The 23956-nt window shown below is 36.1% G+C and carries 25 protein-coding genes; 14 read left to right on the top strand and 11 right to left on the bottom strand.

Translation table 11 applies throughout. The features are described from left to right. Window positions 1-3 precede the first annotated feature (3 nt). The 3 genes from AC58NB_RS11775 (at window position 4) to AC58NB_RS11765 (ending at window position 3018) form a co-directional block, all read left to right on the top strand. Complete coding sequence (locus tag AC58NB_RS11775; protein ID WP_497427052.1) at window positions 4-1227, top strand: MFS transporter; 1224 nt, start codon at window positions 4-6, stop codon at window positions 1225-1227. 472 nt (window positions 1228-1699) lie between these two features. Further along, entirely contained in the window at window positions 1700-2191 is a 492-nt protein-coding gene (locus AC58NB_RS11770) for a GNAT family N-acetyltransferase (RefSeq protein ID WP_497427021.1), read from the top strand. Between the two features lie 215 nt (window positions 2192-2406). After that, entirely contained in the window at window positions 2407-3018 is a 612-nt protein-coding gene (locus AC58NB_RS11765) for a DedA family protein (protein WP_497427020.1), read from the top strand. 46 nt (window positions 3019-3064) lie between these two features. Here AC58NB_RS11765 and AC58NB_RS11760 read toward each other — a convergent pair whose 3' ends face one another. Next, on the bottom strand, window positions 3065-4003 hold the full coding sequence (locus tag AC58NB_RS11760; protein ID WP_497427019.1) for an alpha/beta hydrolase: 939 nt from the start codon (window positions 4001-4003) through the stop codon (window positions 3065-3067). 331 nt (window positions 4004-4334) lie between these two features. On the opposite strand from AC58NB_RS11760, the gene AC58NB_RS11755 reads away from it, so the two are divergent. Beyond that, entirely contained in the window at window positions 4335-5567 is a 1233-nt protein-coding gene (locus AC58NB_RS11755; RefSeq protein WP_497427018.1) for a BRCT domain-containing protein, read from the top strand. A gap of 16 nt (window positions 5568-5583) precedes the next feature. Here the strand turns inward: AC58NB_RS11755 and AC58NB_RS11750 are convergent, their stop codons facing one another. The 3 genes from AC58NB_RS11750 to AC58NB_RS11740 all read right to left on the bottom strand — a co-directional run bounded on the left by AC58NB_RS11750 (window position 5584) and on the right by AC58NB_RS11740 (window position 7551). After that, entirely contained in the window at window positions 5584-5994 is a 411-nt protein-coding gene (locus AC58NB_RS11750; protein ID WP_497427017.1) for a putative ABC transporter permease, read from the bottom strand. A 60-nt stretch (window positions 5995-6054) separates the two neighbouring features. Then, complete coding sequence (locus AC58NB_RS11745) at window positions 6055-6183, bottom strand: YpzI family protein (RefSeq protein ID WP_497427051.1); 129 nt, start codon at window positions 6181-6183, stop codon at window positions 6055-6057. Between the two features lie 183 nt (window positions 6184-6366). Continuing rightward, the gene (locus tag AC58NB_RS11740; protein WP_497427016.1) at window positions 6367-7551 is read right to left on the bottom strand and encodes a NupC/NupG family nucleoside CNT transporter; all 1185 of its coding nucleotides are present in this window, start codon (window positions 7549-7551) and stop codon (window positions 6367-6369) included. A 269-nt stretch (window positions 7552-7820) separates the two neighbouring features. On the opposite strand from AC58NB_RS11740, the gene AC58NB_RS11735 reads away from it, so the two are divergent. The 4 genes from AC58NB_RS11735 (at window position 7821) to AC58NB_RS11720 (ending at window position 10739) form a co-directional block, all read left to right on the top strand. Further along, a complete protein-coding gene (locus AC58NB_RS11735) occupies window positions 7821-8609 on the top strand; it encodes an HAD family hydrolase (protein ID WP_497427015.1) in 789 nt (262 codons plus the stop codon). Window positions 8610-8770: 161 nt separating this feature from the next. After that, window positions 8771-9469, top strand: coding sequence for a Crp/Fnr family transcriptional regulator (locus tag AC58NB_RS11730; RefSeq protein ID WP_497427014.1), 699 nt, complete (start codon window positions 8771-8773; stop codon window positions 9467-9469). Between the two features lie 196 nt (window positions 9470-9665). Further along, window positions 9666-9836, top strand: a complete 171-nt coding sequence (locus tag AC58NB_RS11725) for a DUF1657 domain-containing protein (protein ID WP_497427013.1) — start codon at window positions 9666-9668, stop codon at window positions 9834-9836. Between the two features lie 42 nt (window positions 9837-9878). Further along, entirely contained in the window at window positions 9879-10739 is an 861-nt protein-coding gene (locus tag AC58NB_RS11720) for a DUF421 domain-containing protein (protein ID WP_497427012.1), read from the top strand. Window positions 10740-11304: 565 nt separating this feature from the next. On the opposite strand, the gene AC58NB_RS11715 is transcribed toward AC58NB_RS11720, so the two are convergent. Next, on the bottom strand, window positions 11305-12330 hold the full coding sequence (locus AC58NB_RS11715) for a nuclease-related domain-containing protein (protein WP_497427011.1): 1026 nt from the start codon (window positions 12328-12330) through the stop codon (window positions 11305-11307). A 40-nt stretch (window positions 12331-12370) separates the two neighbouring features. Beyond that, a complete protein-coding gene (locus AC58NB_RS11710; RefSeq protein ID WP_497427010.1) occupies window positions 12371-12643 on the bottom strand; it encodes a hypothetical protein in 273 nt (90 codons plus the stop codon). Window positions 12644-12899: 256 nt separating this feature from the next. On the opposite strand from AC58NB_RS11710, the gene AC58NB_RS11705 reads away from it, so the two are divergent. Further along, complete coding sequence (locus AC58NB_RS11705; protein ID WP_497427009.1) at window positions 12900-13112, top strand: DUF3006 domain-containing protein; 213 nt, start codon at window positions 12900-12902, stop codon at window positions 13110-13112. A gap of 149 nt (window positions 13113-13261) precedes the next feature. Here AC58NB_RS11705 and AC58NB_RS11700 read toward each other — a convergent pair whose 3' ends face one another. Next, window positions 13262-14539 (bottom strand): MDR family MFS transporter, encoded by a 1278-nt coding sequence (locus AC58NB_RS11700; RefSeq protein WP_497427008.1) that lies wholly within the window; start codon window positions 14537-14539, stop codon window positions 13262-13264. Between the two features lie 347 nt (window positions 14540-14886). On the opposite strand from AC58NB_RS11700, the gene AC58NB_RS11695 reads away from it, so the two are divergent. Continuing rightward, window positions 14887-15297, top strand: a complete 411-nt coding sequence (locus tag AC58NB_RS11695) for a hypothetical protein (RefSeq protein ID WP_497427007.1) — start codon at window positions 14887-14889, stop codon at window positions 15295-15297. Between the two features lie 111 nt (window positions 15298-15408). On the opposite strand, the gene AC58NB_RS11690 is transcribed toward AC58NB_RS11695, so the two are convergent. Further along, a complete protein-coding gene (locus AC58NB_RS11690) occupies window positions 15409-16668 on the bottom strand; it encodes an esterase/lipase family protein (protein ID WP_497427006.1) in 1260 nt (419 codons plus the stop codon). Between the two features lie 230 nt (window positions 16669-16898). On the opposite strand from AC58NB_RS11690, the gene AC58NB_RS11685 reads away from it, so the two are divergent. The 4 genes from AC58NB_RS11685 to glpX all read left to right on the top strand — a co-directional run bounded on the left by AC58NB_RS11685 (window position 16899) and on the right by glpX (window position 21276). Beyond that, entirely contained in the window at window positions 16899-17750 is an 852-nt protein-coding gene (locus AC58NB_RS11685; RefSeq protein WP_497427005.1) for a GRP family sugar transporter, read from the top strand. Window positions 17751-17771: 21 nt separating this feature from the next. Next, window positions 17772-18557 carry a glucose 1-dehydrogenase gene (locus tag AC58NB_RS11680; protein ID WP_497427004.1) on the top strand — a complete coding sequence of 262 codons (786 nt, stop codon included), beginning with the start codon at window positions 17772-17774 and terminating at the stop codon, window positions 18555-18557. A gap of 116 nt (window positions 18558-18673) precedes the next feature. Further along, window positions 18674-20116: a 4-hydroxyphenylacetate 3-monooxygenase, oxygenase component gene (gene hpaB, locus AC58NB_RS11675; protein ID WP_497427003.1), complete on the top strand. Its 1443-nt coding sequence runs from the start codon at window positions 18674-18676 to the stop codon at window positions 20114-20116. Between the two features lie 185 nt (window positions 20117-20301). Beyond that, entirely contained in the window at window positions 20302-21276 is a 975-nt protein-coding gene (glpX, locus tag AC58NB_RS11670) for a class II fructose-bisphosphatase (protein ID WP_497427002.1), read from the top strand. Window positions 21277-21340: 64 nt separating this feature from the next. Here glpX and AC58NB_RS11665 read toward each other — a convergent pair whose 3' ends face one another. The 3 genes from AC58NB_RS11665 to AC58NB_RS11655 all read right to left on the bottom strand — a co-directional run bounded on the left by AC58NB_RS11665 (window position 21341) and on the right by AC58NB_RS11655 (window position 23912). Further along, the gene (locus AC58NB_RS11665) at window positions 21341-21682 is read right to left on the bottom strand and encodes a GtrA family protein (protein WP_497427050.1); all 342 of its coding nucleotides are present in this window, start codon (window positions 21680-21682) and stop codon (window positions 21341-21343) included. A 231-nt stretch (window positions 21683-21913) separates the two neighbouring features. Then, window positions 21914-22516 carry a tetratricopeptide repeat protein gene (locus AC58NB_RS11660; protein ID WP_497427001.1) on the bottom strand — a complete coding sequence of 201 codons (603 nt, stop codon included), beginning with the start codon at window positions 22514-22516 and terminating at the stop codon, window positions 21914-21916. Between the two features lie 607 nt (window positions 22517-23123). Further along, complete coding sequence (locus AC58NB_RS11655; protein ID WP_497427000.1) at window positions 23124-23912, bottom strand: TIGR00266 family protein; 789 nt, start codon at window positions 23910-23912, stop codon at window positions 23124-23126. Between the last annotated feature and the right edge of the window lie 44 nt (window positions 23913-23956).

The following is a 23956-nucleotide window of genomic DNA, read 5'->3' as shown; positions in this document are numbered from 1 at the left end:
TTTATTAATAGGAATCATAAACTAGTATACAAGAAAAGGAGTAAAGAAATGTCAGGCAACAAGAATCAGAATAAAGTACTTATCCTTTTATTAAGTAACTTGTTTATTGCTTTTTTAGGGATTGGTCTTGTAATCCCGGTTATGCCAACCCTTATGCGAGAGCTTGGTCTGGATGGCACGATTATGGGCTATCTTGTTTCAGCTTTTGCGGTAGCACAACTTATCGTATCACCGTTTGCTGGGAAATGGGTAGATTTATACGGACGTAAACGGATGATCATAATTGGTATGTTTTTATTCGGAATATCAGAGTTGATATTCGGTTTAGGCGAACAGGTATGGGTATTATTCTTATCGAGAATTTTAGGCGGGATTAGTGCGGCATTTATCATGCCTGCAGTAACAGCCTTTATCGCAGATATTACCACAATAAAGGAACGCCCAAGAGCGTTAGGATATTTATCAGCAGCTATTAATACAGGCTTTATCATTGGACCGGGGATTGGCGGATTTTTAGCAGACATTGGTACACGTATGCCTTTTTATTTTGCTGCAGGATTAGGAATTTTTGCAGGGATTTTCTCCATTATCATGTTGAAGGAACCTGAGCGAACAGTAGAAACAAATGCTACAAAAGAAGTTACTAATAAAAAAGGATATCGTAAATTATTTACGGTAATCTATCTGATCCCATTCTTAATTATTTTATCTTCTTCACTTGGATTATCTACCTTTGAGTCTATGTATAGCTTGTTTGTTGATTACAAATTTGGTTTTACGGCTAAGGATATTGCGATGCTCATCACAGTTAGCGCCATATTAGGTGTAATTGCGCAGGTATTTTTATTCGAGAAGATTACTAGAGTGATAGGAGAAATATGGCTTGTTAAGGCATGTTTACTGGTGGGGGCTGTTTTTGCTTTCCTTTTAACCAGAGCAACTGCCTTTTGGAGCGTACTCACGGTTACATTTATTGTATTCCTCGCTTTTGATTTAATCAGACCGGCGATTACGACGTATTTATCACGGATTGCTGGAAATGATCAGGGATTTGTCAGTGGGATGAACTCAGCATTTACGAGTGTAGGAAATATCATTGGGCCGGCAATCGGCGGGATTCTATTTGATATTGAGCTCATCTATCCTTATACATTTGCGGCTGTATTATTAGGAATTAGCTTGTTGATTTCCTTCGTGTGGCACGAACGGAAAACGGAAGTATCGTAATTTAGTGATAAAAATCAAAGAAAACCAGCTGTGTTGGAAAATGCCGGCTGGTTTTGTCTTTTTTGCGGTTGATGAATCTAAACAGCTAGTAGCGGTTGAAAATCCCTCTTTCTTTTTCACCCCAATATGGAAGCGATGACTTTTCATCAATCATTTTACTCATTCCTTTAGCATATATTTAGGAAGTGTTGGAAGGAAGTCCTGCTCATATTATGTACAAGCCGTTTTTCAATACTTTAGTACTCTTTTAGCGTATAAATTACTCAAAGAGTTTTGCTCAATTATTTTCTATCCATTAGATTAGGTTGATCTTTATACTCTTAAGAGATATAGCGAAATTTTAAAAATTGTATAATAAGAAGATATTTAACTTCATTTTTAATAAATGACCATCTCAAACAACAGGCCCTATAGAATACTGTACCAAGACTGTTCATACAAGAATTATTTACTGTAAAGGAATGAGCAAGAGATGAACCTGCAAATTCGATTAGCCAAAAATACAGAAACAAAACAGATTGTCGATTTCTTAAGAGAGGTTGCTTCTTGGCTTAAATCAAAAGAAATCAATCAGTGGTCTTATTTATTATCCGGAGGAGAGGATGATGCAATAGAGCGAGCCATCCTTAACAAAGAGACCTATATAGCTGAATGCGATGATCAACTAGTAGGAACATTTACTATTTCACCCGTGCAAAGTGATTGGGATATTGATATATGGGGGGAGCGAAAGGACAGCTCCTTATATTTACATCGCCTTGCCGTAAGTACGGACTATAAGGGAAATGGATTAGGGTCTGAAATGATTCAGTGGATGGAAGAAATGTTCGCCGATCAGTACATATATCTAAGGCTGGATTGTGTGTCGACTAACCGTAAGCTGAATCAATTTTATCAAACATGTGGATACAAATTGGTGGGCTCTGCTGATGGATTTAATAAATACGAGAAACGATTAAGGTAAGCAAGATATCCTTATATTCACTGTGGGCAATAAGAATTTTAGGAAAGAGAGCTCATAAAGATAAGTGTTATTTATTTTACTTTCTGATTATTTTGTGATGATATAGTACAATGGAGATTACTATGATTGTCCAAGGAAGGAATATTTTGATAGTACTTAAGAGTATTTCTGATTGGTCATTATCGCATAACTGAATTATAGAAAGGATGGTCCAATTGGAGTCTTGGATTATGGATTTAATGGATCAATTCGGATATTGGGGTGTATTTTTTCTAATTGCCTTAGAAAATGTATTTCCTCCGATTCCATCTGAAGTGATTTTAACATTTGGGGGATTTATGACCCATCAAACGACTTTAACGGTATTTGGAGTCATATTGGTATCGACAATTGGTTCGGTTTCCGGAGCGGTCATATTATACTATATTGGCCGATTGCTTGATGTCAGTCGATTGGAGAAAATTATTGATCGGTATGGGAAAATTCTTCGTCTTACAAAAGAAGATATCTATAAGGCTGATGCCTGGTTTGATAAATATGGCATTTGGACCGTTTTATTTTGCCGTCTTATTCCCTTGATAAGAAGCTTGATTTCTATTCCTGCGGGGATGTCCAATATGAATTTCCCATTGTTCCTTCTGTTCACAACAATAGGTACGGTTGTGTGGAATACTATTTTGGTTTCATTGGGAGCAAGTGTAGGGGAAAATTGGCATGAAATCGTGAATTATATGGACGTTTTTTCGAATGTCATTTATGCATTACTTGCTCTGTTATTTGTCCTATGTATCATTTGGTATATCAGAAAGAGAAAAGAACGAAAATAAATTGGAAAACCCTTGTTCTCCTGATGGATGGAGTGCAAGGGTTTTTTTATTCATTCGGCATATACTCATCTAAAAACGAGTGTACCTTTTCTTCATATAAATCTGGGTTCCTATCATAGGCATTGCCATGTTCTGCTTTCGGAACTAGATACAAGTCTTTTTTTGTAGGAGTAGCCGCATAAAGTTCATGTACCATTTCAACTGGAACAAAGGTATCTCCTTCCCCATGGATATAAAGAATAGGCAGATTCGTTTTCTTAACCTGTTCAATGGCTGAAGCCTCTCCAAATGAATAGCCTGCTCGGATTTTTGTTAATAAACTTGTTGTTTGTACAAGTGGGAAACTTGGAAGACGGTACATCCTTTTCATTTGATAGGAGAGAACATCTTTAGCAGATGTATATCCGCAATCAGCAATGACCGCTTTTATTTGACTCGGCAGCTTCTCACCGCTAGTCATTAAAACAGTAGATGCCCCCATAGAAACACCGTGCAGGACGATACTTGAATCTTCTCCTTTACGATCGATTATATAATCAATCCATTGAAGATAATCCTTGCGCTCAGGCCAGCCAAATCCAATATAGTCCCCTTCACTTGCACCATGGCCACGCGCATCTGGCATAAGTACATTATAGTTTAGCATTTTATGATAATATTTTGCATATTCAGCCATATTCTTCGCCTTGCCAGCGTATCCATGCGCAATAATCACGGTTTGATTCGTTGGTTTATCAGCTTCCAAGTAATAGCCTTTTAATTTAAGACCATCCACAGAAGTAATCGATACAGTTTCAAAGTTCGAATTATTCATCCATGTAATTGCTTGATCCTGCAGAGAGTTATCGGTTGAGACCTCTAAGTCTGGATTATCATTCAGAAAATCCTTTTCAGAGCGATCAACAGCCACATTATAAAAGTAAAAACTGGCAGCAATCAGAATAGCCAGTATGAGAATAACCATAATCATCATCCACTTTTTCATTGTTCACATCCTTTTAACCAATTTCTTCATTACAACACGCATATTATTTGTATCAATTTGTCTAAAAGACAAAACATCTATATATATTCTAATAAACGATAACGTTTATTTCACTTGAAAAGAATATTTCTCTTATGATTGATTAAACATTTTTAGTTTGGCTGATTCGTTTTGATTATCTTTGGAGACCTGATTTTCTGAGTATAATCTCAATTTACTTCAGGTTATAGATGTAAAATTTTCCGTTAATCAAATTGGCAAACAACCTGCTAAAATATAGAATGACCTGAAATTTGCAGGTTAAATAGGATTTTCTAAAGGACGCAGATTAATGCATACAGAAAAACTCTTTCAAATAGTAAAACAATATATAGAACATACTTCCTCTCCATTGCTGATTAAACTACTCATTAATGGGTTGAAAGTCGATATGAACTATCAAAAGGGGCAGCTTCAGAAGATAACTATGATGGATCAAGAACATCTTGGTTTGGATGTGACTCATGTGGTTCGAGCAAGTGTGGATGTACCTGACAAGATTCCGTTTACTGGATTCGTAAGTGTTAGGGCATACGTCATTCATACATTTTCAGATTTTGAAAAGATGAATATGAAAGGCGAGTATTTAGATCATAAGGATTTAACGAAGAAACTAATGGTACGGCAGATGGATGGTGAGCAGAATAAATTAAGGGCAATTGTCTCAAGTATTGTTGATATTAATGATTATGATAATGAAAATATTCTTACCGAGATGGAACGGTTGGAATTTCTTCTAAATCAGGGGTTTCACGTAGTTTATCATGAACGGCTAGAAAACTATAAAGAAATAAGGAGGTATTATGATACCTTTCTGGAGTATCATCGGATGGAGATTGGCTATTCCATATCAGGTCTACAAATACTAACTGCTGATTCTCATGGTTTTACTGACGGATTAATACTACCGTTTTCACCAGATAAAGTGGTTCTAACCGTTGAAGATTGCTTTCCTAAAGTCGATTCCACAGGAAAAATTAATCCTATTTTAAAAATAAAAGCGATTGATATGGCAGGTGACCGTTATTTCTCTCTCCGGTTGCCTAATTACTCTGAAATTAAATTAATGGATATTCGAATTGGCGATCAAGTCTTAATGCAAGATGTCCACACCCTTATAGGGGTGGAGATAGAAAAACGGACAGGCACAGAGATTAGTATAACGGAACCAATAAATTGTCCTAAATGTGGGGCTAAATTAAAGAGCGATGCTGAGCAGCTATATTGTATGAGTATGAATTGTAAGATGAAGCGGGGATCCGAAAAAGATTATCAGAAGAAGGGGATAGAAGGTAAAACCATTGTTATTACTGGTACCCTTTCAATCAGAAGATATGAATTCAGGAAATTAATCGAACAATCGGGTGGGATATTGGCAGGGGTGGTTACGAACCAAACAGATTTTCTTTTAGTAGGGGAAAAAGGAATAGGAACGGTCAAATATAGAAAAGCACAATCCCTAAAGGTACCTATCGTAACAGAGGCCCAGTTCAGGTTAATGATTGATAAGGAAAAGGACCAATAATGTGATTGGTCCTGATTTAATTTATGCGAAGTTGAGATTGATTTTTCTGGAACAACCAAGAATGTAAACGAGGGTACAGGATAATTCCCACTATTGATAAAGGTAGCCATAAAAGAGCGTATGGCACACAAATTTGTCCATAGAAATTATAAGGAAGGCCGCTATAATCCCATATAGACAGCTTTAGCCATATATTTAAAATGAAACCGGCGCATAATTCTAAGAAGGTCACTAAAAGAGTACCAACCAAGGCTTTCATATAGAGAGGGATTTTAATTAGAGTGAGACATCCGAATACTGTGAAACAAATTCCGCCAAGTAATCCCATTGTCCAATGAGTATGTCCACGCCAAATCAACTCCACTAACAGATAGAGAGAACCGCCAATTATCCCGAGATGTAAGGTTTTCATGAGATTATAAAACATGGAAAGCCTCCTGGTATTAAGGTCAATAGGTTAAGAATTTAACCGAAATAACGGTAAAATTTATTGATCTTTTCGTGCTTCATCAGGTGTATCCAAACGTGTAGAACCATTATTGTGTAGATCTGGATCACGGTCAGATTCAACACGCTTGCTGTTTCTTAGTTTCTTTTCCTGTCTGTCTTTACCCATCATACCCACTCCTTTTTTATTGAATAGGATTAGGGTAACCGTTCTTTGACTTTTCATTACGATTTTTTAAAGAAAATTTAAGGAGAAGTAGAGGAAATCAATCTTTGTGTCGGCATGATCGAAAGTGACTAAATAAAAAAGGATAGGATACTGGTAATTCCCAATAATCCTATCCAAATGATTTTAGATAAATAGACCTACTATTGTAGCAGAAAGAATGGAAGCCATTGTAGCTACGAGGAATAGTTTAAAACCAAATGAGCTTACTTCTTTTGCTTTTGCGCCATTGATCGCTTGAATGGATCCGCTAATAATACCAATGGATGAGAAGTTAGCGAATGAAATTAAGAATGTAGAGATAACAGCAACTGCTTTCTCAGACAAGTCTGCCATTAAAGGTTGGAATTGTAAAATGGCAGCAAATTCGTTTGCTAATAATTTTGTACCCATTACAGAACCAGCTGTAATCATTTCACTTGCTGGGATACCCATAATGAAAGCAATTGGAGATAAGATATATCCAACAATTGTCGTTAAATCAACACCAACAATTCCACCGACAATTCCATTTAATAGTCCTAAAATCGCTAAGTACGCTACTAACATAACTGCTACGATTACGACTACTTTTCCACCGTCTAATGCGCCGGCACCAATGGCTTCAAAAACATTTTTTGTTTGAACCATGTCGTCAATATCGATTTCACTATCTTCCTTCGTTGCTTTAACTGGTGTCATGATAGAAGTAATGATTAATGCACTAAACATATTCAAGAAAATAGCGATTAAGACAAATTTTGCAGGCAGCATAGTCATATAGGATGCAATTAACGCTGCAGATACGCTTGCCATTGCTGATGTTGAAACAATAAATAGTCTGTTTGAATTTAGTTTACCAATTTGACTTTTAATTGCTAGGATGGCTTCTGATTGGCCGAAAAATATAGAGTTAACGGCATTGAAGCTTTCTACTTGCGGTAAGCCAGTGATTTTTGAAATAAGTCCGCCAATATATTTAATAATATAAGGAAGAATTTTGTAATGTGTAAGTACAGATAATAATGCAGATGTAAAGATAACTGGCATCAAGACATTTACGAAGAATGGAGAACCTCCCTCAGGAATCCATCCGCCGATAACAAAGTCTATACCTTCCTGGGAGTAACTCAATAATTTATTGAATGCTCCAGCAATCGCATCAACTACTTTTAAGCCTATAGTTGTACCTAATAACAAGAATGTTAGAACTAACTGGATACCAATCATGATGGCAACAGCTTTAAAATTGATATTCTTTTTATCATTGGAAAATAAATAGGAAATTCCTATAAACAATGCAATTCCGAGAATACCGAGAATAATGCTCATTAAAATAACCCCTCAATCTTTTTATTTATTTACTTTCATTTTGCTCAATGGTGAAATTTATAACCATTAACCTTGAAGAATTATACTGACATAACATGTGGACTTACAAGGACATATGTCCTAAATAAAATTTAAAAGAAATATATAATTTTTCAGAAAATAGAATCGTATATTTATTGAATAGAAATTGTTTTGAATCATGTGGAAAGGGTGGAAGTCATTTATAATCAATTTATACCTAACTACCAGAGAAGAGAGAGGGTTATCGGATGATAAAGTTGATAGCAACAGATATGGACGGTACATTTTTAGATGATCATAACCAATTTCCTAAGGATTTTTATAATATTTTTCATAAATTAAAAGAGAAAGATATCATTTTTGGAGCGGCCAGTGGACGTCAATATTATAATCTTGTGGAGAGATTCCACGATATACAGGAACAAATGCTATTTATTGCGGAGAACGGAACATATGTCGTATATAAAGGGAAAGAGCTATATTCCCAAACACTAAAATTAGAAGAAGCAAAGAAATTTGTAGAAATGGCGAGAAATATAGAGGGAGTACATATCGTCCTATGTGGAAAAAAAGCTGCCTATATCGAAAATTCAGCACCAGAGGCCCTTGTAGAAGTTAATAAATATTATGCTCGATGTGAGTTGGTCGATGATTTGATGCATTTGGAGGATGAGATTTTAAAGGTAAGCCTTCTTGACTTTAAAGGGGCTGAGCAAAACAGTGCAACCTACTTTACACAGTTTAAAAATGATTATCAAGTGACAATCGGTGGCTATTATTGGATGGATATTATGAATCCGGGTGCCAATAAAGGTATTGCCATAAAGCGAGTCCAAGAGCTTTTAAATATACAGCCCGATGAAACAATGGTATTCGGTGATTATTTAAATGATATTGAAATGATGCAAAGTGCGTATTATAGCTTTGCAATGGGAAATGCCCATGAAAAAATAAAAGAGATTGCTAGATTTGAAGCAAAAACTAATAATCAAGCAGGTGTCATTGAAACCATTAAAGAACATATCCTGATTGCCTAACGATAGATATAAAACAGAGTGGCTTTAGTATTTAAGTCACTCTATTTTGTTTGGAAATCATTATATATTTACCAATCACAGCATAAAAGCTATACTTCTATTCGTATTTTCATAATAATTATTGACTAATGAAGGTAAAATAATTGAAGGTGAAGCATCTGATGCAAAAAGCTGAAAAAGAGAAAAGCATTTTAAAGTATCTAAAAAAGTATAATATGTGCGAGATTTTCTCTGGCATTCAATTTAATGATATTGATGTATTGCAAATAAGAAAAGGACAGTTGATTTGTTCCAAAGGTGATGAAATCAACGATATGTATTTCCTTGTTGAAGGCAAAGTTAAAATATACACCATTACACCTGATGATAAACGTTTAATATTACGGTTTCAAAAATCATTAGGAATTATTGGGGATATTGAGTATATACAAGGTACGCTTGTGCTTCACACGATTGAAGCTAGCTCTGATTGCCTCGTATTCAAAATACCGTACCAAACAATTAGAAATACTGTAGGGAACGATCCAAGATTCCTGTCATTCTTACTGGATGTGGTTACACGTAGATTCCGTGCCAAAACAGATGCAGCAACATTAAATCTTTTATATCCTGTAGAAGTAAGATTAGCCAGCTTTTTATTATCAACAACTACAGATGGTGAGAGATCGGTTTATCATGAAGAAGCTGTAGGCTCAAGTTTAAAGGATATTGCGGATATGGTTGGAACAAGCTATCGACATTTGAATCGAGTGATTAAAAACTTTTGCAATGAAGATATAATTAGCAGATCGAATGGTAAACTTTTTGTTAAAGATATAGATAGGCTGAAGGAACTTGCGAATAATAATATATATGAATAAAATTTTTGAAGTATATTTCGTATGAAATATGCTTTTTTTTATTTTCAAGATTATTAATACATATTGATTACCGCTAATTAACCATTGTCGGTAGATGGAATCAGACTTTACACAGGAATGTATAAAAGTAAATTTACCATCACAAAATAAAGTTAAATGGATGGTCACCTTAATGTTGTTCAAGGAGGTAAAAAATGTGACTACAATAAAGACATGCTTGGCTAGTCTTGAAGGAATTGAAGCAAGTCTATCAATTTTAGCATTAGAGACAGTCCAAAAAGAGTCTACCGATGATTTACACGAAGCGATGCTACTTGTCGGAGAAATTGTTACAGATATTAAAAAACAGGTTCATACGATGGATTAACGAGCTGAAAATACTTTAGCTCATTTAGGATGTGAATGGAGAATGCCTGATTGGTTAGATGTCATAGTAAGATCTGTTCTTTTTTTGATAATTTTATTTGTGATCACCAAAATCCTTGGGAAAAAGCAAATAGCTCAGTTATCAATGTTTGAGTATGTTACCGGAATAACGATAGGGAATATCGGTGCAGAAGTTGTAACAGGGCTTGACCAAAAAATCCATCTAGGAATCATTGCTATTGTAGCGACAGCAGCCATTCCTTATGCCTCAAACCATATCACTCTTAGAAGCAAAAAATTCCGTGATATTGTTGATGGGAAAGGTACAGTTATTATGGAGGATGGTAAGGTTCTGGAGAATAATTTAAAAAAAGAAAAAGTAACTGCTGATGAATTTTTAGAAATGTTACGTAAAAATGGTGTTTTCGATATTGCAGAAGTAGAATACGCAGTGTTAGAAGCAAACGGAACTTTGAATGTCCTTTTGAAAAGAGAAAACAGGCCACTAACACCAAAAGATATGAACATAAAGGTACCAAAGGAAAAAGAAACAAGAACGGTTATTATGGACGGGGTTATCTTAGACGAACCGCTTGTAAGCATTGGTAAAAGCCGTTCTTGGGTACATACTGAACTAGCTAAAATGGATATGTCATTAGATAATGTGTTTTTAGGGCAAATAAATGCTTCTGGTGAGTTAACCATAGATTTATTCGATGATAAAATGAAGGTACCCTCTCTGCAAGAGAAACCACTTTTATATGCCACAATGAAAAAATGTCAGGCAGATTTAGAATTATTTGCCCATTCAACCGATGATCAGGAAGACAAACAGATGTACTTGAAAAACAGTCGAAAAATGCAAGATGCTATTGATAAGGTTGCCTATATATTAAAGAATTGAACTAAAGAGGACCTCTACTAATGGAAGTCCTTGTTATTTTACAATTATTGTAATTTATCGACAAAAAATTAGGGGACAGTACTAAATAAAGATGTTCAGGGTACTCTAATACCTAAAGCTATTCACCAATTATGAGCTGAAGAGAGAGAAGACCTAAATAGGCCTTCTTTTTTATTACCTGGGAAATATCAATTATTTTGATATAATCTCGAGTAGAGTGACTTTTAGAATTGACCCTAAAAATGGTCTGAGAAGACTGAATTCAGGGTATAGGGAGCTCGTTTTTCAATTCTGAAGGCAATATTGGAACAGCACTTGGGAACTTTATATATTTTTTTATCTTAACATTAATACCGGCAGGTTTATTATTAAGTGGAATGTATAAATACGTAATAGCGGCAATTATTATTTTATTAGTGGCTGCATTCTATTTCCTTTCTAAAAATAAAAGGGAAAAATAATACTGTAAATTTAATACGAAATAAATGCTTTAAAGACGGATATTAATATATCGTCTTTTTTTTTGCCTTTTTTATTAGGTGTTCGTAGTTATCATTTAACCGTGCTAATTAATTGTAGTATGCAATAGTTCCAACTGATATTGTTTGTCTTTCGTAGAACCAATTGAGGGGATATTAGATGATTTCATTAACTTCCGTGCTATTGAGTTGGAGGAAATACATAAAAATTCTCGGATCTCTTTATTAGAAATAAATGAACCAACAATCAAGGCGTAATCTTGTAAGGCTTGCAGATGTGCATGTATTGAGGTCGTTCCACAAACAGGACAATACCATTTACCTTGCTTTCTTAGCATAGAATATATTGTACATTCAGGGCATTGAATTCCAACAATAAGTTCCTTTCGGTTAATTTGGTAGGTTAGCAGAATATCAAGTGTATGAGAGGCATGATGTTTATTGATAAGTGATGCTATTTTCCGAATCTCTTTTTTGGAGAGAAGTTCTTTTGTATGTTTAATTTCAATCTGTTCGATTTTTTGCAAAAGACTTGTACTGCGAATGATGGAGGATGACTGATTAGTCTTAGGATAAGAACCATCACTTTTTAAAATGCAGTTCTGATTAACAAATACAACTACTATTTCAATTGGAGGGGTTGGCAGTTTATGATGTTGCAACCATTGTAGTAATTGAATTCTTTGATGATAAGCTTGATCTTCAGGAAGTGGAAAGTAATTCTCGGTACCATTCAACGTACGAATAAGCTGCCTAAATACAGAGTCAATTAGAATAGTCCCAGTTATATTTTTCACTTCAATGATGAGAATAAAATACGGAGTTAGAATGAGGGTATCAATTTGGAAGGAATATGTTTTATTGGTAAGGCGAACATTATGAAGAATAAAGTATTCTTTTTCATTAAGGAAACTTAAATAATAATCTAGAGAAGCTTCTCCTTTATATCCAGCATTTATTCTTGCAAGATCTTGTTCTACTTTTGCTCTCTGATAATGGTTAGTAGGTAATCGGTTAAGCAAAGCTTCTAGTTTCAGCATTTTCTCCGGTTTTTCCCTGTTTTTTAGAATCATAAGTTTTGTTCCTTTCCAACTGGCGTTTAAAATAATCATAACATTCTATTAAGTGTTAGCTTGTGTATTTATTGTGAAATCAAAGTAAACGAAATAGAGCCGAAGTAAAAGGGATAGAGCGGATAACAGGAAAAATCCAGCCGAAGTTGTCATGAATCCAGCCGAATTCGGCCAAAATCCAGCCAATCGCTTCTTTACTAGGGAAAAGTGAGTCTTTTTTAAAAAAACTAATAAAAAGTACAGCAGAGGAGAGTGGAATAGAGCCAAAGTGAAAGGGAATAGAGCGGATAACAGGAAAAATCCAGCCGAAGTAGTCAATGAATCCAGCCGAATTCGGCCAAAATCCAGCCAATCGCTTCTTTACAAGGGAAAAGTGAGCCCTTTTTTAAAAAACTAATAAGAAGTACAGCAGAGTAGAGTGGAATAGAGCCGAAGTGAAAGGGAATAGAGCGGATAACAGAAAAAATCCAGCCGAAGTAGTCATGAATCCAGCCGAATTCGGCCAAAATCCAGCCAATCGCATATTTCCAAGGAGAAATAATAGTCTTTTTAAAAAGGAGAAAAGTGACCCTTTTATCTTTTACATCAAAATAAGGGAGGAACATGAGATGAGATTAATTGTTAATCGGTTTGAAGGCGATATGGCAGTCTGCGAGAGATCTGATCAGAGCATGGTGGATATCGAGATAGGAAAATTACCTAGTGACGTAAAAACTGGGGATGTTCTTATTGAAAAGGACGGCAAGTATGAGCTTGATTTAACACAGACTGAAAAAAGGGAAAAATGTGTACAAGCTCTTATGGATGACTTAGTTGAATAGTGTGCTCAGTTTTACTTCTTACGCAGATAAAAAGCTCAGAGACAATAGGCTCTGAGCTTTTTAATATATACGATGCTATGAAAAAAGAAAAGTCGGTGTTTCATAAAAGTATCCGCATATGATGATTATAGCAAACAGAATTTCACCATTTATTCAGTTAGGCTCATTTGAGTCTTAATCTCTGAATTGGTTTCCGGGTGAATTCTTTGATCCAGAGCCGGAATGATCTTGATGAAGATTAGAATGCCGGCTATTCCAATACCTGTAATAAAAATAGATGTAGCTAAATTGGATAGATAGGCACTTAGCGTAATCGTTAGAGAACAGATTAAATTGGATACATTATAGGTTAATCCGTTTACTGCTAAATAAGAGCTCCGCGCATGTTCAGGAGGCAAATTCGCCATGTAATTTTGTTGGACAGGAACACGCATTACTTCAGCAACGGTAGCCACGATCATTGCTCCGAATAATAACCAAATATTATTGGAGTAAGAAATCACAGCATAACCTGCTACAAAGACAATACAACTGGTAATTAATACGTTTCTATCGTTCAAATTCGAAATGAGCTTTGTTGCAAACAAGGCTAAAATAACGACAAGAATAGTGTTTTCTGTACGCAGGAATCCAACCATCTCAATCCCGCCAAATTCAATTCCAAATAAATTTTGGAGGGGCAGATCTTCAGACAATCTGATACTCATATAACTTGTTAATTGAAATTCCATTTGTAGAACAAAGATGCCGGCCAATACATACATAATAAAAATCTTATCTTTAAAGACAGAATGATAATTAGAGAATAATTGTTTAATATGTTGATTGGGTGTTTTTTTCTCCGTTTTATTCGGTATGTAGCTTTCATCAATAAAGAATGTAATCAAGGTCCATGCTATCAATGAAGTAATAGAGAGAGCGAGGAGTAATTCAAAGAAGTATTCTCTAAACATAAATCCGCCGAGTGCTCCACCAAAGGCGATGGATAGATTGTTTGCCCAATACATGATTGTATACATCGATTTGCGTTCCTCGGGGCGGCTGACATCAATCAGCATTGCCTGGTTTGCCGGCCCGGCTAAGCCCCAGCATATACTATTAATGGTCATCATAAAAAATGTAATTAGCGGTTCTGTAAACCAAGGTGAATTACAGATCATCATCGTTAAGAATGCTAGAAAACGAAGAGATTCAGCAAAGACGATTAATTTTTTTCTACCAAAACTATCTGAAAAATAGCCTCCGAAGAAATTAATCGCTATGCCAACAAACACATTGATTAGCAATAAGAGTCCTGCCTTTTTGACTCCAAAATGTGAAGATAAATAAATCGCCATGAACGGAAATATCATACCTCCAATGGCGGAGCTTAAAAAAGACTCAATAATTCGTATTTTAATCGTACGGTGAAACTGTTTAAACCCCATGGATAACCTCCTTTTCCCATTATGTAATTTTATACCATTTTCACAATATTGCAATATTTATTTAGAAAATATAGAATATTCGTTTACTATGTGTTTTTCATTTTGATTTAAATATTAATGCTCAACTAGTGTATGGGGTTGGATTTCTTCACGAGTCTGTCTTCTGCATGGAATATGAATTGTTTTGTGCTGGATTTATAGTTGGATTTCTATCATACTCTTGTTGTGTGCATGAAACTGATATGTTTGTATATATATTTCTGGATATTAATGTAAAAATGGTAAGATATACATATAAAATTCTTCGCATTCATTAAATTAACAAGATGTCTTGAAAGGGGGATAACATGAATAAAAAGGTTTTTTTATTATGGGGAAGTATCATCTTAATCCTTTTTGGTGCTTGGTTTACATATCAAAATGTGACAAATGATGTCTATGCTGGCATGAGTATCATTCCAGAGAAAGAAAAAGACATTCCTTTATATGAAGGATTAAAACCAGACAGAAACTATTATTACATCAAAGGTAATCACAGTAAGGAAATTTACGAATTTTATAGGAAAGAGCTCACTGCAAAGGGATGGATGGTAGAACATTCAGATGGAGAAGACAAAGAACGTGGAAATGATTGGAATGATTTGTCGTTTTCCTGGTTGAAAGAAGGGTTCGATGGAGAACTGTATATGAGTATTAGTTATGATATAGACGAGAATGAAACACATGTGATGTTTGATAAATGGGACTTAGGTGAATGATATTTGCCAATAGATATTTTCAACAATCATTTGGGCAAAAAAGGCCAAGTTCACGGAATAGTGAACTTGGCATAAAATTAGTTTTATAGGTTGAGTTTAGTATAGAAAGAGTTACTTATCTAATGAATGTGCATTTTCGGCTATTTCTTTATATAAAGGATATACGTCAAAAGCCTTCGTTTTGCTGCTTAGGCTAAGAATACCGATAAAATCAATGTGATCCCAATTACTCTTAATAGGGTAGTAATTCCATTTGCCTTTTTCCACTATTCCATTATAAGCTTTTGCTGGATGGCCAAATGGGTAGAATGAAGATATAGTACTGACCAGTCCATCGTTAGGCCACCAGGATTTATCAATAATTGGCCCATCATTTGGATTGGTTCTACTGAATTTCCCTAAGAAACTGGTCGGTTGATACATGAATGTGTGTGTATAAATAGATGGTTTATGGTGACCTGTCAAAAGATCTTTTTTGGAGGTTTGGCCAGTATATGAAAAATAATAAACATCCGATTTTGTTTCTACTTCTTCATTGAGTACAGCCGCCCCTGGTGTACTTAAATCATATGCACTTATATCAGTGCTTTCCCAAACTTTACTGTTAATTACTTTAGAGAGGTATGATTTGAAAGATTCCCCGGGCTCTCTACGAATGCCCCAATGATCGAGTTTAAAATCATATACTAGATTTTCTTGGCTGATTCCCGTTATACTGCCGACACTGATGACTAAATCTTTAACAAAAGATATGATTCTATTTTCATCATCTGCATAGGTTGAACCGTTATGGGGAGTAGCTACACTGGTTACACTGTGCACCCAGGATTTATTGCCTTCAAAAAGAGGAGACATACTCTCTTCTGGATGGGCCAGATAATAGTCACGTTCTACCGCGCTGCCGTCTTCAAGAAGATCGACCAAACCACGTGTGGTTAATCCTCCCATGCTGTGGCCGACCAGATGAACTGGATGTTCGGCATCCCACTCAGGATAGACCCCCTCATATGTGCGCCCATAACGTGAATGTCCATGCTGTTTGGCGTGAGCTGCGCCGTAATCAACCGTGCCGCCTTTAATATAATAATAGAGTTCTGCGGAACGATCATAATTGCTGGCTACTGGACCGACACTTGCGACAAAGGTTTCATGTCCCTGAGCTTCTAAATACTGCTCTACATCCTTTAATCCTCCCCAATAATTGTAACCTAAAAATTCGCCTTCTCCCCATCCACCTAAACCATGGACCAGAACAATTGGATAATCATTGCCTTCGTTTTCAGCGGCACTCGCCTTTGACTGAGGATGAAAAGAAAAGAGGCTAATGATCAATCCTGTGACAAAAAACAGATTAATTACTTTCGATTTCAAACTAATTCCTCCCTGAAATAAATGATAGCCCATGACAAAGCGACGAGATTCGAGATATCACAAAAGGAGTATTTTGATAATTCTGTTATTTATACATAATGAGCAAGCGATAAATAAAGAATGATTTATAAATAGGAAAATCAACCTAACGTTTTCTGATAGGTAAATAGGGGTATTTTATATCAATACATAAGTAAAAAGATACTTTAAGGGTAGAAAGTGGGGTAAATATGTCAGGAATTTTGTTAGCGTTAATAGCTGCAGTATGTTGGGGCAGTTTAGTATTAATTAGTATGAAACTTGGTGGTAATCCATATAGTCAAACATTGGGAATCACAATGGGAGCATTTTTCTTTGCTATTATTATGCTGTTTTTCTCTGATCCCGAGTTTAATAGAACGGTTTGGATTGTAGGCATAATCTCAGGTGGATTGTGGGCAATCGGACAAACAGGGCAGTTTATAAGTGTCAAATATATAGGAGTTTCTAAAACTGTGCCGATATCTACGGGGATGCAATTAATAGGTACATCTCTATTCGGGTCTATTGTTTTTAATGAATGGAGTACGAAGACTCAAATTATTATTGGTATAGTAGCACTTTGCTGTTTAATTGCTGGCGTGGTTCTTAATTCAATTGGTAATGATAGCGATGAAGAAGGAAGCCAGTTTAAAAAAGGCATGATTACGTTGATATTATCGTCTTTAGGATATGTAGGCTATGTTGTCATAATAAGATGGTATGACATCGATGGGTGGTCAGCTATACTTCCACAGGCAATAGGGATGCTATCTGTCGGTCTTTTATTAGCATTTTGGAAGCGTGCATTTAATAAATATTCGATTCGGAATATGCTTTCTGGCCTTGTTTGGGCTACAGGTAATATTGCGCTTCTCCTATCAGTGCCAAAAATCGGTGTAGCTACGAGCTATTCATTATCTCAAACAGGTATCGTAATTTCTACTCTTGGCGGGATATTCTTATTAGGAGAGAAAAAAAGTAAGAAAAGATTAATAATGGTAATTGCGGGATGTTTCCTTGTTATTGCCGGAGGCGTTTTATTAGGATATACGAAAAAATAATAGTTGAGAGGAGAAACAACAATGTATAAAGATTTAGAAGGTAAGGTTGTCGTTATAACGGGAGCAAGTAAAGGGCTTGGAAAAGCTATGGCTATCCGTTTTGGGGAAGAAAAAGCGAAAGTAGTTGTTAATTATCGATCGACTAAAAAGGATTTAGATGAGATCGTTCGAAAGATTAAAGCATGTGGTGGGGATGCAATTACTGTTCAAGCGGATATTTCGAAAGAAGAGGATGTTAAAAGGTTAATAAAAGAAACCGTGGAGGCGTTTGGCACGCTTGATGTCATGATTAATAATGCCGGGATGGAAAATGAAGTACCTTCACATGAATTAAGCTTGGAAGACTGGAATAAAGTTATTTCTACTAATCTTACTGGGTGTTTTTTAGGAAGCAGAGAAGCTATCAAGTATATGATTGACCATCAAATAAAAGGTTCTATCATTAATATGTCATCTGTTCATGAGCAGATTCCGTGGCCTCATTTTGTTCACTATGCAGCTAGTAAGGGCGGAGTGAAATTGATGAGTGAAACTCTTGCTTTAGAATACGCACCAAAAGGAATTCGCGTAAATAATATTTGCCCAGGAGCCATCAATACACCAATCAATGAAGAAAAATTCAATGATCCAAAAGCGAAGCAACAAGTCCTTGATCTCATTCCTATGGGATATATCGGTAAGCCTGAAGAGGTTGCGGCTTGTGCAGTATGGCTTGCATCGAAGGAGGCAAGCTATGTAACAGGATTAAGTTTATTTGTGGATGGTGGAATGACTCAATATCCAGGTTTCCAGGCAGGTAAAGGATAAACGATTGGTTGTAAAAGAAGGACCAAGCCCTTTGGATTATTTATAGACCATCGTACATACATTGAAAAAGTATGTTCATAGTCTATTGTATCTGAATTTATAAGGGTGGGAGTATTATGCCGATAAGATCTGGATCGGAATACATCAAAAAGATAGACAGTCTTCATTCATCGATTTGGATAGATGGAGAAAAAGTGAATGGTAAAATTTCTGAACATCAGGCTTTTAAAGGGGTTATGAAGAGTCAGGCTGCTTTATTTGATTTACAGCTCAAGGAATCTAACCGGGATATCATGACCTTCCGCTCACCTGTTACCGGTAATCTGGTTGGGACTTCTTTTTTAGAACCAAAAACTAAAGAGGATTTAGAAAAAAGAAGACTGATGACACAAATATGGGCTACGTCGAGCGGAGGATTTTTAGGAAGATCACCTGATTATATGAACACGGTGATGATGGCATTTGCATCAGCATCCACTATTTTTTCAGAACAGGATGAACGCTTCACCAAAAATATGAAGTTGATTTTTGAGAATGCTCGCGAACACGATTTATCATTCACCCATACATTTATCAATCCGCAAGTAAATCGCTCATCTTATTATGCGGAAAACTTCACCCAGACGATATCAGCGCAGACGACTGATATAAAGGACGATGGGATTGTTATAAATGGTGCCCGGCTTTTAGCGACGCAGGGAGGAATTACAGATGAAATACTTGTCTTCCCTTCAAATGCTGCTGGGCATAATAAAGATTTGGCCTATGGTTTTTCCATCCCAAGCAACACGCCGGGGTTGAAATTTATAGGCAGAGAACCTTTTAACTATCGGGATTCAGCATTTGATCATCCTTTGGGCTCCCGATTTGATGAAGTGGACACTCTTGTCGTGTTTAATCAGGTATTGGTCCCATGGGATAGAGTATTATTTTACGAGAATCCTATCATCGCCCAAAAAATATATCAGGAAAGCAGTTTTCATCTATTAGCTGTCCATCAGGTTACAAGCCGGAGAATCATTAAATTGGAAATGATTATGGGTGTTGCCCAAAAGCTAATCGACTCGATTCAGGTGGGCGAGTATCAGCATATACATGAAAAAATCAGCGAAATCTATGTAGGAATGGAATCATTAAAGGCATTGCTGCTGGCATCAGAATTGAATGCCAAAGTAGACAAATGGGGAACAATGGTGCCGGATGCGAATCCTTTACAGGCAGCCATTTTGCTGTTTGCTCGTTTGTATCCAAGGTGTATGGAAATCATCCAATTAATCGGAGCGAGTGGGCTCATGGCTATTCCAACAAAAGCGGATTTTTCTTCAGAAGTTGGTGCGGATCTAGACCTATATTTACAGGGAGCAATCATAGATGCTGAAGAAAAAGTGAAGATTTTTCGGTTGGCTTGGGATATTTCTATGAGTGCCTTTGGATCGAGGCAATCCCTGTACGAACGGTTCTTCTTTGGAGATGCAGTCAGATTGGCTTCAGGGCTCTACATGAGTTACCCAAAAGAAAACTATATTAAATTAGTTGATCAATTCTTAAGTGAATATTAAGAGAGAAGGACAGTTATCGAAAAAAAGATAGCTGTCCTTTATTTTTTCATTAAATACTGGTCGTATTTCTTAATCAAAGCCTCCCTTATTCAAAACGTTTAATGCCAAAATTATGAACTTGTTTAATAAATAAACCGACTCTAAAATAGATAGGTAAAATGACTACTAAATGAGGGAAGTTGATTATGGAGTTCACCATGTATGCGAATAAAAAACACACCATAAAGCAAATAGCAGAAGAAATGCTAAATGTTACACAACAGGCTGCGATTGCCTCTTATCCCTGGATAGGAAAGGGCAATAAGATTGAAGCGGATGGTGCAGGTACAAAGGCGATGAGGCATCATTTAAATAAAATCGATATGTGTGGGAGAGTCGTAATTGGTGAAGGGGAAATGGATGAAGCACCGATGCTTTATATAAATGAAATGCTTGGAAGCGGGAATGGTCCTGCCATTGATATTGCTGTGGATCCAGTGGAAGGTACCACTTTAATGTCTAAAGGGAAAAATCATTCAATGGCTGTGTTGGCTGCTGCCAAAAGCGGAAGTATGCTTCACGCTCCTGATATGTATATGAAAAAGATAGCAGTTGGGCCGGGTGCAAAAGGATGTATTCATTTGAATGCCTCCTTAAAAGATAATATGCGATCAGTCGCGAAGGCTCTAGGGAAAGACGTAAAAGAACTGACCATTATGATACAGGACCGCGATCGGCATAATCTATTAATGACACAAGTTCTGGAAATGGGAGCGAAGTTAAAGTTATTCTCTGATGTTGACATTACAGGTGCTATTGCAACCGGCATTGATGGAATGGAAATAGATATGCTTGTGGGGACAGGCGGAGCACCAGAGGGTGTCATCACTGCGACAGCACTAAAATGTTTAGGCGGTGATTTTCAAGGGCAGCTTGTTCCAATGAATCAGGAAGAATACGACCGATGTGTACAGATGGGAATTGAAGATCCAACAAAAGTTTTCGAGTTGGATGAGATTGTTCGTACAGATGATTGCTTATTCTCTGCAACGGCTATTACGGATGGTATGTTTCTAAATGGGGTAAAAAAGCTATCGAGCGGAAAAATGAGTACGCACTCCTTATTATTGGTTGGCGCTAATACCAGAGATACAAAATTTATTCAGACGCACCACCAGTAATGCTTCTTGAAATCCTATAAAAGCAGTGACGATGTGCTTTTATAGGATTTTTTCGTCCTATGCCTTACTCTTTTGCAAGAATCATTTTTGAGATTAAAAAAGTAAAGGGGATTGCAATAATGGTAGCAATTATAGGCGCTATATTTTCATGGATGGAAAGCAACTGTACTAAAATATAAATGGCCAGCGTTGAAACGATAATATTCACGACATAGGTTAAAGGAAATTGCAGAAACTTTTTCAAAGTTGGTTTTGTTTGATAGGTAAAATAGGAATTCAGATAAAAAGAACCAATCATACTGATAAAGAAACCAAGTAAATGGGCTGTCATATAATTCATATGAAATCCCTCTTTAAAAAGTAAATACAAAACATAATAGTTAATTGTATTCACGATGCCAACCATATTGAATTTCCAGAATTCCTTTTCAAGTAAAATCATCATTTAAAACCAGCTTTCTCCGCTTTTTTTCTAGGTTATCTTATTATACTTGATTTAACGGACAGGTTAAATATTCCATAATAAAAAAGGGGAGTAAGATCGTTATGATGGGATATGAAGTAAATTGCTGCTATAACGAAATTTCTGGATATAAAAAGAAGTAAGACCGGAAATAATCATTCACGGTCTTACTATTTACTGGTTAAATAGATGAAACTCTTTCCACCAATCCATCCCTATATCCCGATAGTAATTTAATTTCGTTAGGTTATAGGAGTTTGGCTGATTCAGTAAATATTTGTGATATTCACCAGCTTGCTTTTTTTGTTCCTCCGTAACAGAACGATGGTTATCGAGTAATACATGCCCGAGTTGATGCAATAGACTGGAATGGACATTTTTCATCGCATCAGTAGGTGTATTTTTAGAGGCATATTGTAAGGATTTAAGATAATGGCTTGCTGATTTTTCATAATCATGCAGTAAGTAATTCATTTTTCCAATCGCTTCATGCACATGCATCCTATCCGTATCCGTTTTAGCCAGTGATAGGGCCTTTTCATATGTATCTCTGGCTTTTTGAAGGTTATTCACTTCTAGATATTGATCAGCCAAAAGAATAGTAGCAGGAAATAGCATTTTAATGACCCTTTTTGGCGTTTTATCAGTGACTGATAGCAAAGCGTCTTCTAAAAGTTGAATAATTGTTTCTGTATCAGTGCTTTCGTCTGCATCCAGTGCCTTATATAAAAGTTCTTCAGTAGGACTGATGGCTCGAATCTTATTTAAGATACTCATATATCATCACCCTTTTACAGAAAATTTATTATATTAACATAATTATAACATATTCAATCCCTCTTTAACTCTTTTAACTTAGTTGAAAATATGAATTTCATTTATGCGTGTATCCCAGAGAAACGATTCTTAAGAATAGCTAGACATAAAAAATGATGATAAATAAATGACATAAAGTAAAGTGGCCAAATAGCAAGAACATAGAAGTGAACCTGATTAGAAGAAAGTAAACCAGACCGACAATAAACATAACTCTAAACGATTTACCCAGTTGATTATGATGCCGACGATGAAAGAGAGAATAATGACAAGGGATAAGGAATAAACGGATTAATATCACTTAATACCAAGGTGAAGCTACATTGAGATCAGGTCAAATAAAAGGTAAGAACACCAATCATAACAAGTCCTAGATGAGAGATGAGTTGTCCTAAGAATAAGATGCAAAAAAGTGCGATTACATCAATAGGTGGATTGTTCTTTTTGAAGTAGTGAAAGATGAGATTTTATAAGAATACTCCTTTACTTTAAATTAACATACTATTCATTAAATTATAATAAAAAGTCCAATAGAAATTTTCTATTGGACTCCTAAATTGCTATTTCTTTATTTTCCATTAAACATATCAAAAAGTCCTTTTGCTACACTGCCTTCGTCGCTTGATCCGCCTCTTGAAGGCATAGCGGAAAATACTTTGCTGGCAAGGCGACTGAAAGGAAGTGATTGCACCCAAACTGTTCCTGGACCTCGCAGCGTGGCAAAGAATAAGCCTTCTCCGCCAAATAAGGCGGTTTTAATTCCTTTGGCTAATTCAATATCGTAATCGACATTCCTAGTCATGGCAACAATACATCCTGTATCTACCCGTATTTTTTCTCCAGGTGCCAATACTTTTTGATGAAGTGTTCCTCCTGCGTGAACGAAAGCGATTCCGTCTCCTTCAAGTTTTTGCATGATAAATCCTTCACCGCCAAAAAAGCCAGCTCCGATTTTTTTCTGAAATTCAATTCCTACTGATACACCCTTCGCAGCTGCCAAAAAGGAATCCTTTTGGCAAATAACTTTTCCTTCTAATTCACTTAAATCCAACGGGACGATTTTTCCTGGATAGGGAGAAGCAAATGATACATGTTTTTTCTCTGTTCCTTCATTCGTGAAAGTTGTCATAAATAAACTTTCACCAGTCAGGACCCTTTTTCCGGCACTGAATAATTTGCCCATCATCCCAGATTGAGAGGAAGAACCGTCTCCGAAAATGGTTTCCATTTGAATTTGCTCATCCATCATCATTAAGCTACCTGCCTCGGCTACGACTGTTTCATTCGGATCTAGCTCAACTTCTACAAATTGCATATCGTCCCCGTATATTTTGTATTCAATTTCATGGTTGTTCATCTTCAAAACACCTCCAAATTGATAAAGCCTTCAGTTGAATTTTA

It is taken from the genome of Pradoshia sp. TA40_28, assembly GCF_059694525.1.
This window is presented reverse-complemented; position numbering and strand designations above follow the sequence as displayed.

Coding starts and splice junctions, on each gene's coding strand:
- AC58NB_RS11770 (WP_497427021.1), top strand. CDS start 1,700: ATGAACCTGCAAATTCGATTAGCCAAAAATACAGAAACAAAACAGATT.
- AC58NB_RS11760 (WP_497427019.1), bottom strand. CDS start 4,003: ATGAAAAAGTGGATGATGATTATGGTTATTCTCATACTGGCTATTCTG.
- AC58NB_RS11755 (WP_497427018.1), top strand. CDS start 4,335: ATGCATACAGAAAAACTCTTTCAAATAGTAAAACAATATATAGAACAT.
- AC58NB_RS11750 (WP_497427017.1), bottom strand. CDS start 5,994: ATGTTTTATAATCTCATGAAAACCTTACATCTCGGGATAATTGGCGGT.
- AC58NB_RS11745 (WP_497427051.1), bottom strand. CDS start 6,183: ATGGGTAAAGACAGACAGGAAAAGAAACTAAGAAACAGCAAGCGTGTT.
- AC58NB_RS11740 (WP_497427016.1), bottom strand. CDS start 7,551: ATGAGCATTATTCTCGGTATTCTCGGAATTGCATTGTTTATAGGAATT.
- AC58NB_RS11735 (WP_497427015.1), top strand. CDS start 7,821: ATGATAAAGTTGATAGCAACAGATATGGACGGTACATTTTTAGATGAT.
- AC58NB_RS11730 (WP_497427014.1), top strand. CDS start 8,771: ATGCAAAAAGCTGAAAAAGAGAAAAGCATTTTAAAGTATCTAAAAAAG.
- AC58NB_RS11720 (WP_497427012.1), top strand. CDS start 9,879: ATGCCTGATTGGTTAGATGTCATAGTAAGATCTGTTCTTTTTTTGATA.
- AC58NB_RS11715 (WP_497427011.1), bottom strand. CDS start 12,330: ATGATTATTTTAAACGCCAGTTGGAAAGGAACAAAACTTATGATTCTA.
- AC58NB_RS11705 (WP_497427009.1), top strand. CDS start 12,900: ATGAGATTAATTGTTAATCGGTTTGAAGGCGATATGGCAGTCTGCGAG.
- AC58NB_RS11700 (WP_497427008.1), bottom strand. CDS start 14,539: ATGGGGTTTAAACAGTTTCACCGTACGATTAAAATACGAATTATTGAG.
- AC58NB_RS11695 (WP_497427007.1), top strand. CDS start 14,887: ATGAATAAAAAGGTTTTTTTATTATGGGGAAGTATCATCTTAATCCTT.
- AC58NB_RS11685 (WP_497427005.1), top strand. CDS start 16,899: ATGTCAGGAATTTTGTTAGCGTTAATAGCTGCAGTATGTTGGGGCAGT.
- AC58NB_RS11680 (WP_497427004.1), top strand. CDS start 17,772: ATGTATAAAGATTTAGAAGGTAAGGTTGTCGTTATAACGGGAGCAAGT.
- hpaB (WP_497427003.1), top strand. CDS start 18,674: ATGCCGATAAGATCTGGATCGGAATACATCAAAAAGATAGACAGTCTT.
- glpX (WP_497427002.1), top strand. CDS start 20,302: ATGGAGTTCACCATGTATGCGAATAAAAAACACACCATAAAGCAAATA.
- AC58NB_RS11665 (WP_497427050.1), bottom strand. CDS start 21,682: ATGGTTGGCATCGTGAATACAATTAACTATTATGTTTTGTATTTACTT.
- AC58NB_RS11660 (WP_497427001.1), bottom strand. CDS start 22,516: ATGAGTATCTTAAATAAGATTCGAGCCATCAGTCCTACTGAAGAACTT.
- AC58NB_RS11655 (WP_497427000.1), bottom strand. CDS start 23,912: ATGAACAACCATGAAATTGAATACAAAATATACGGGGACGATATGCAA.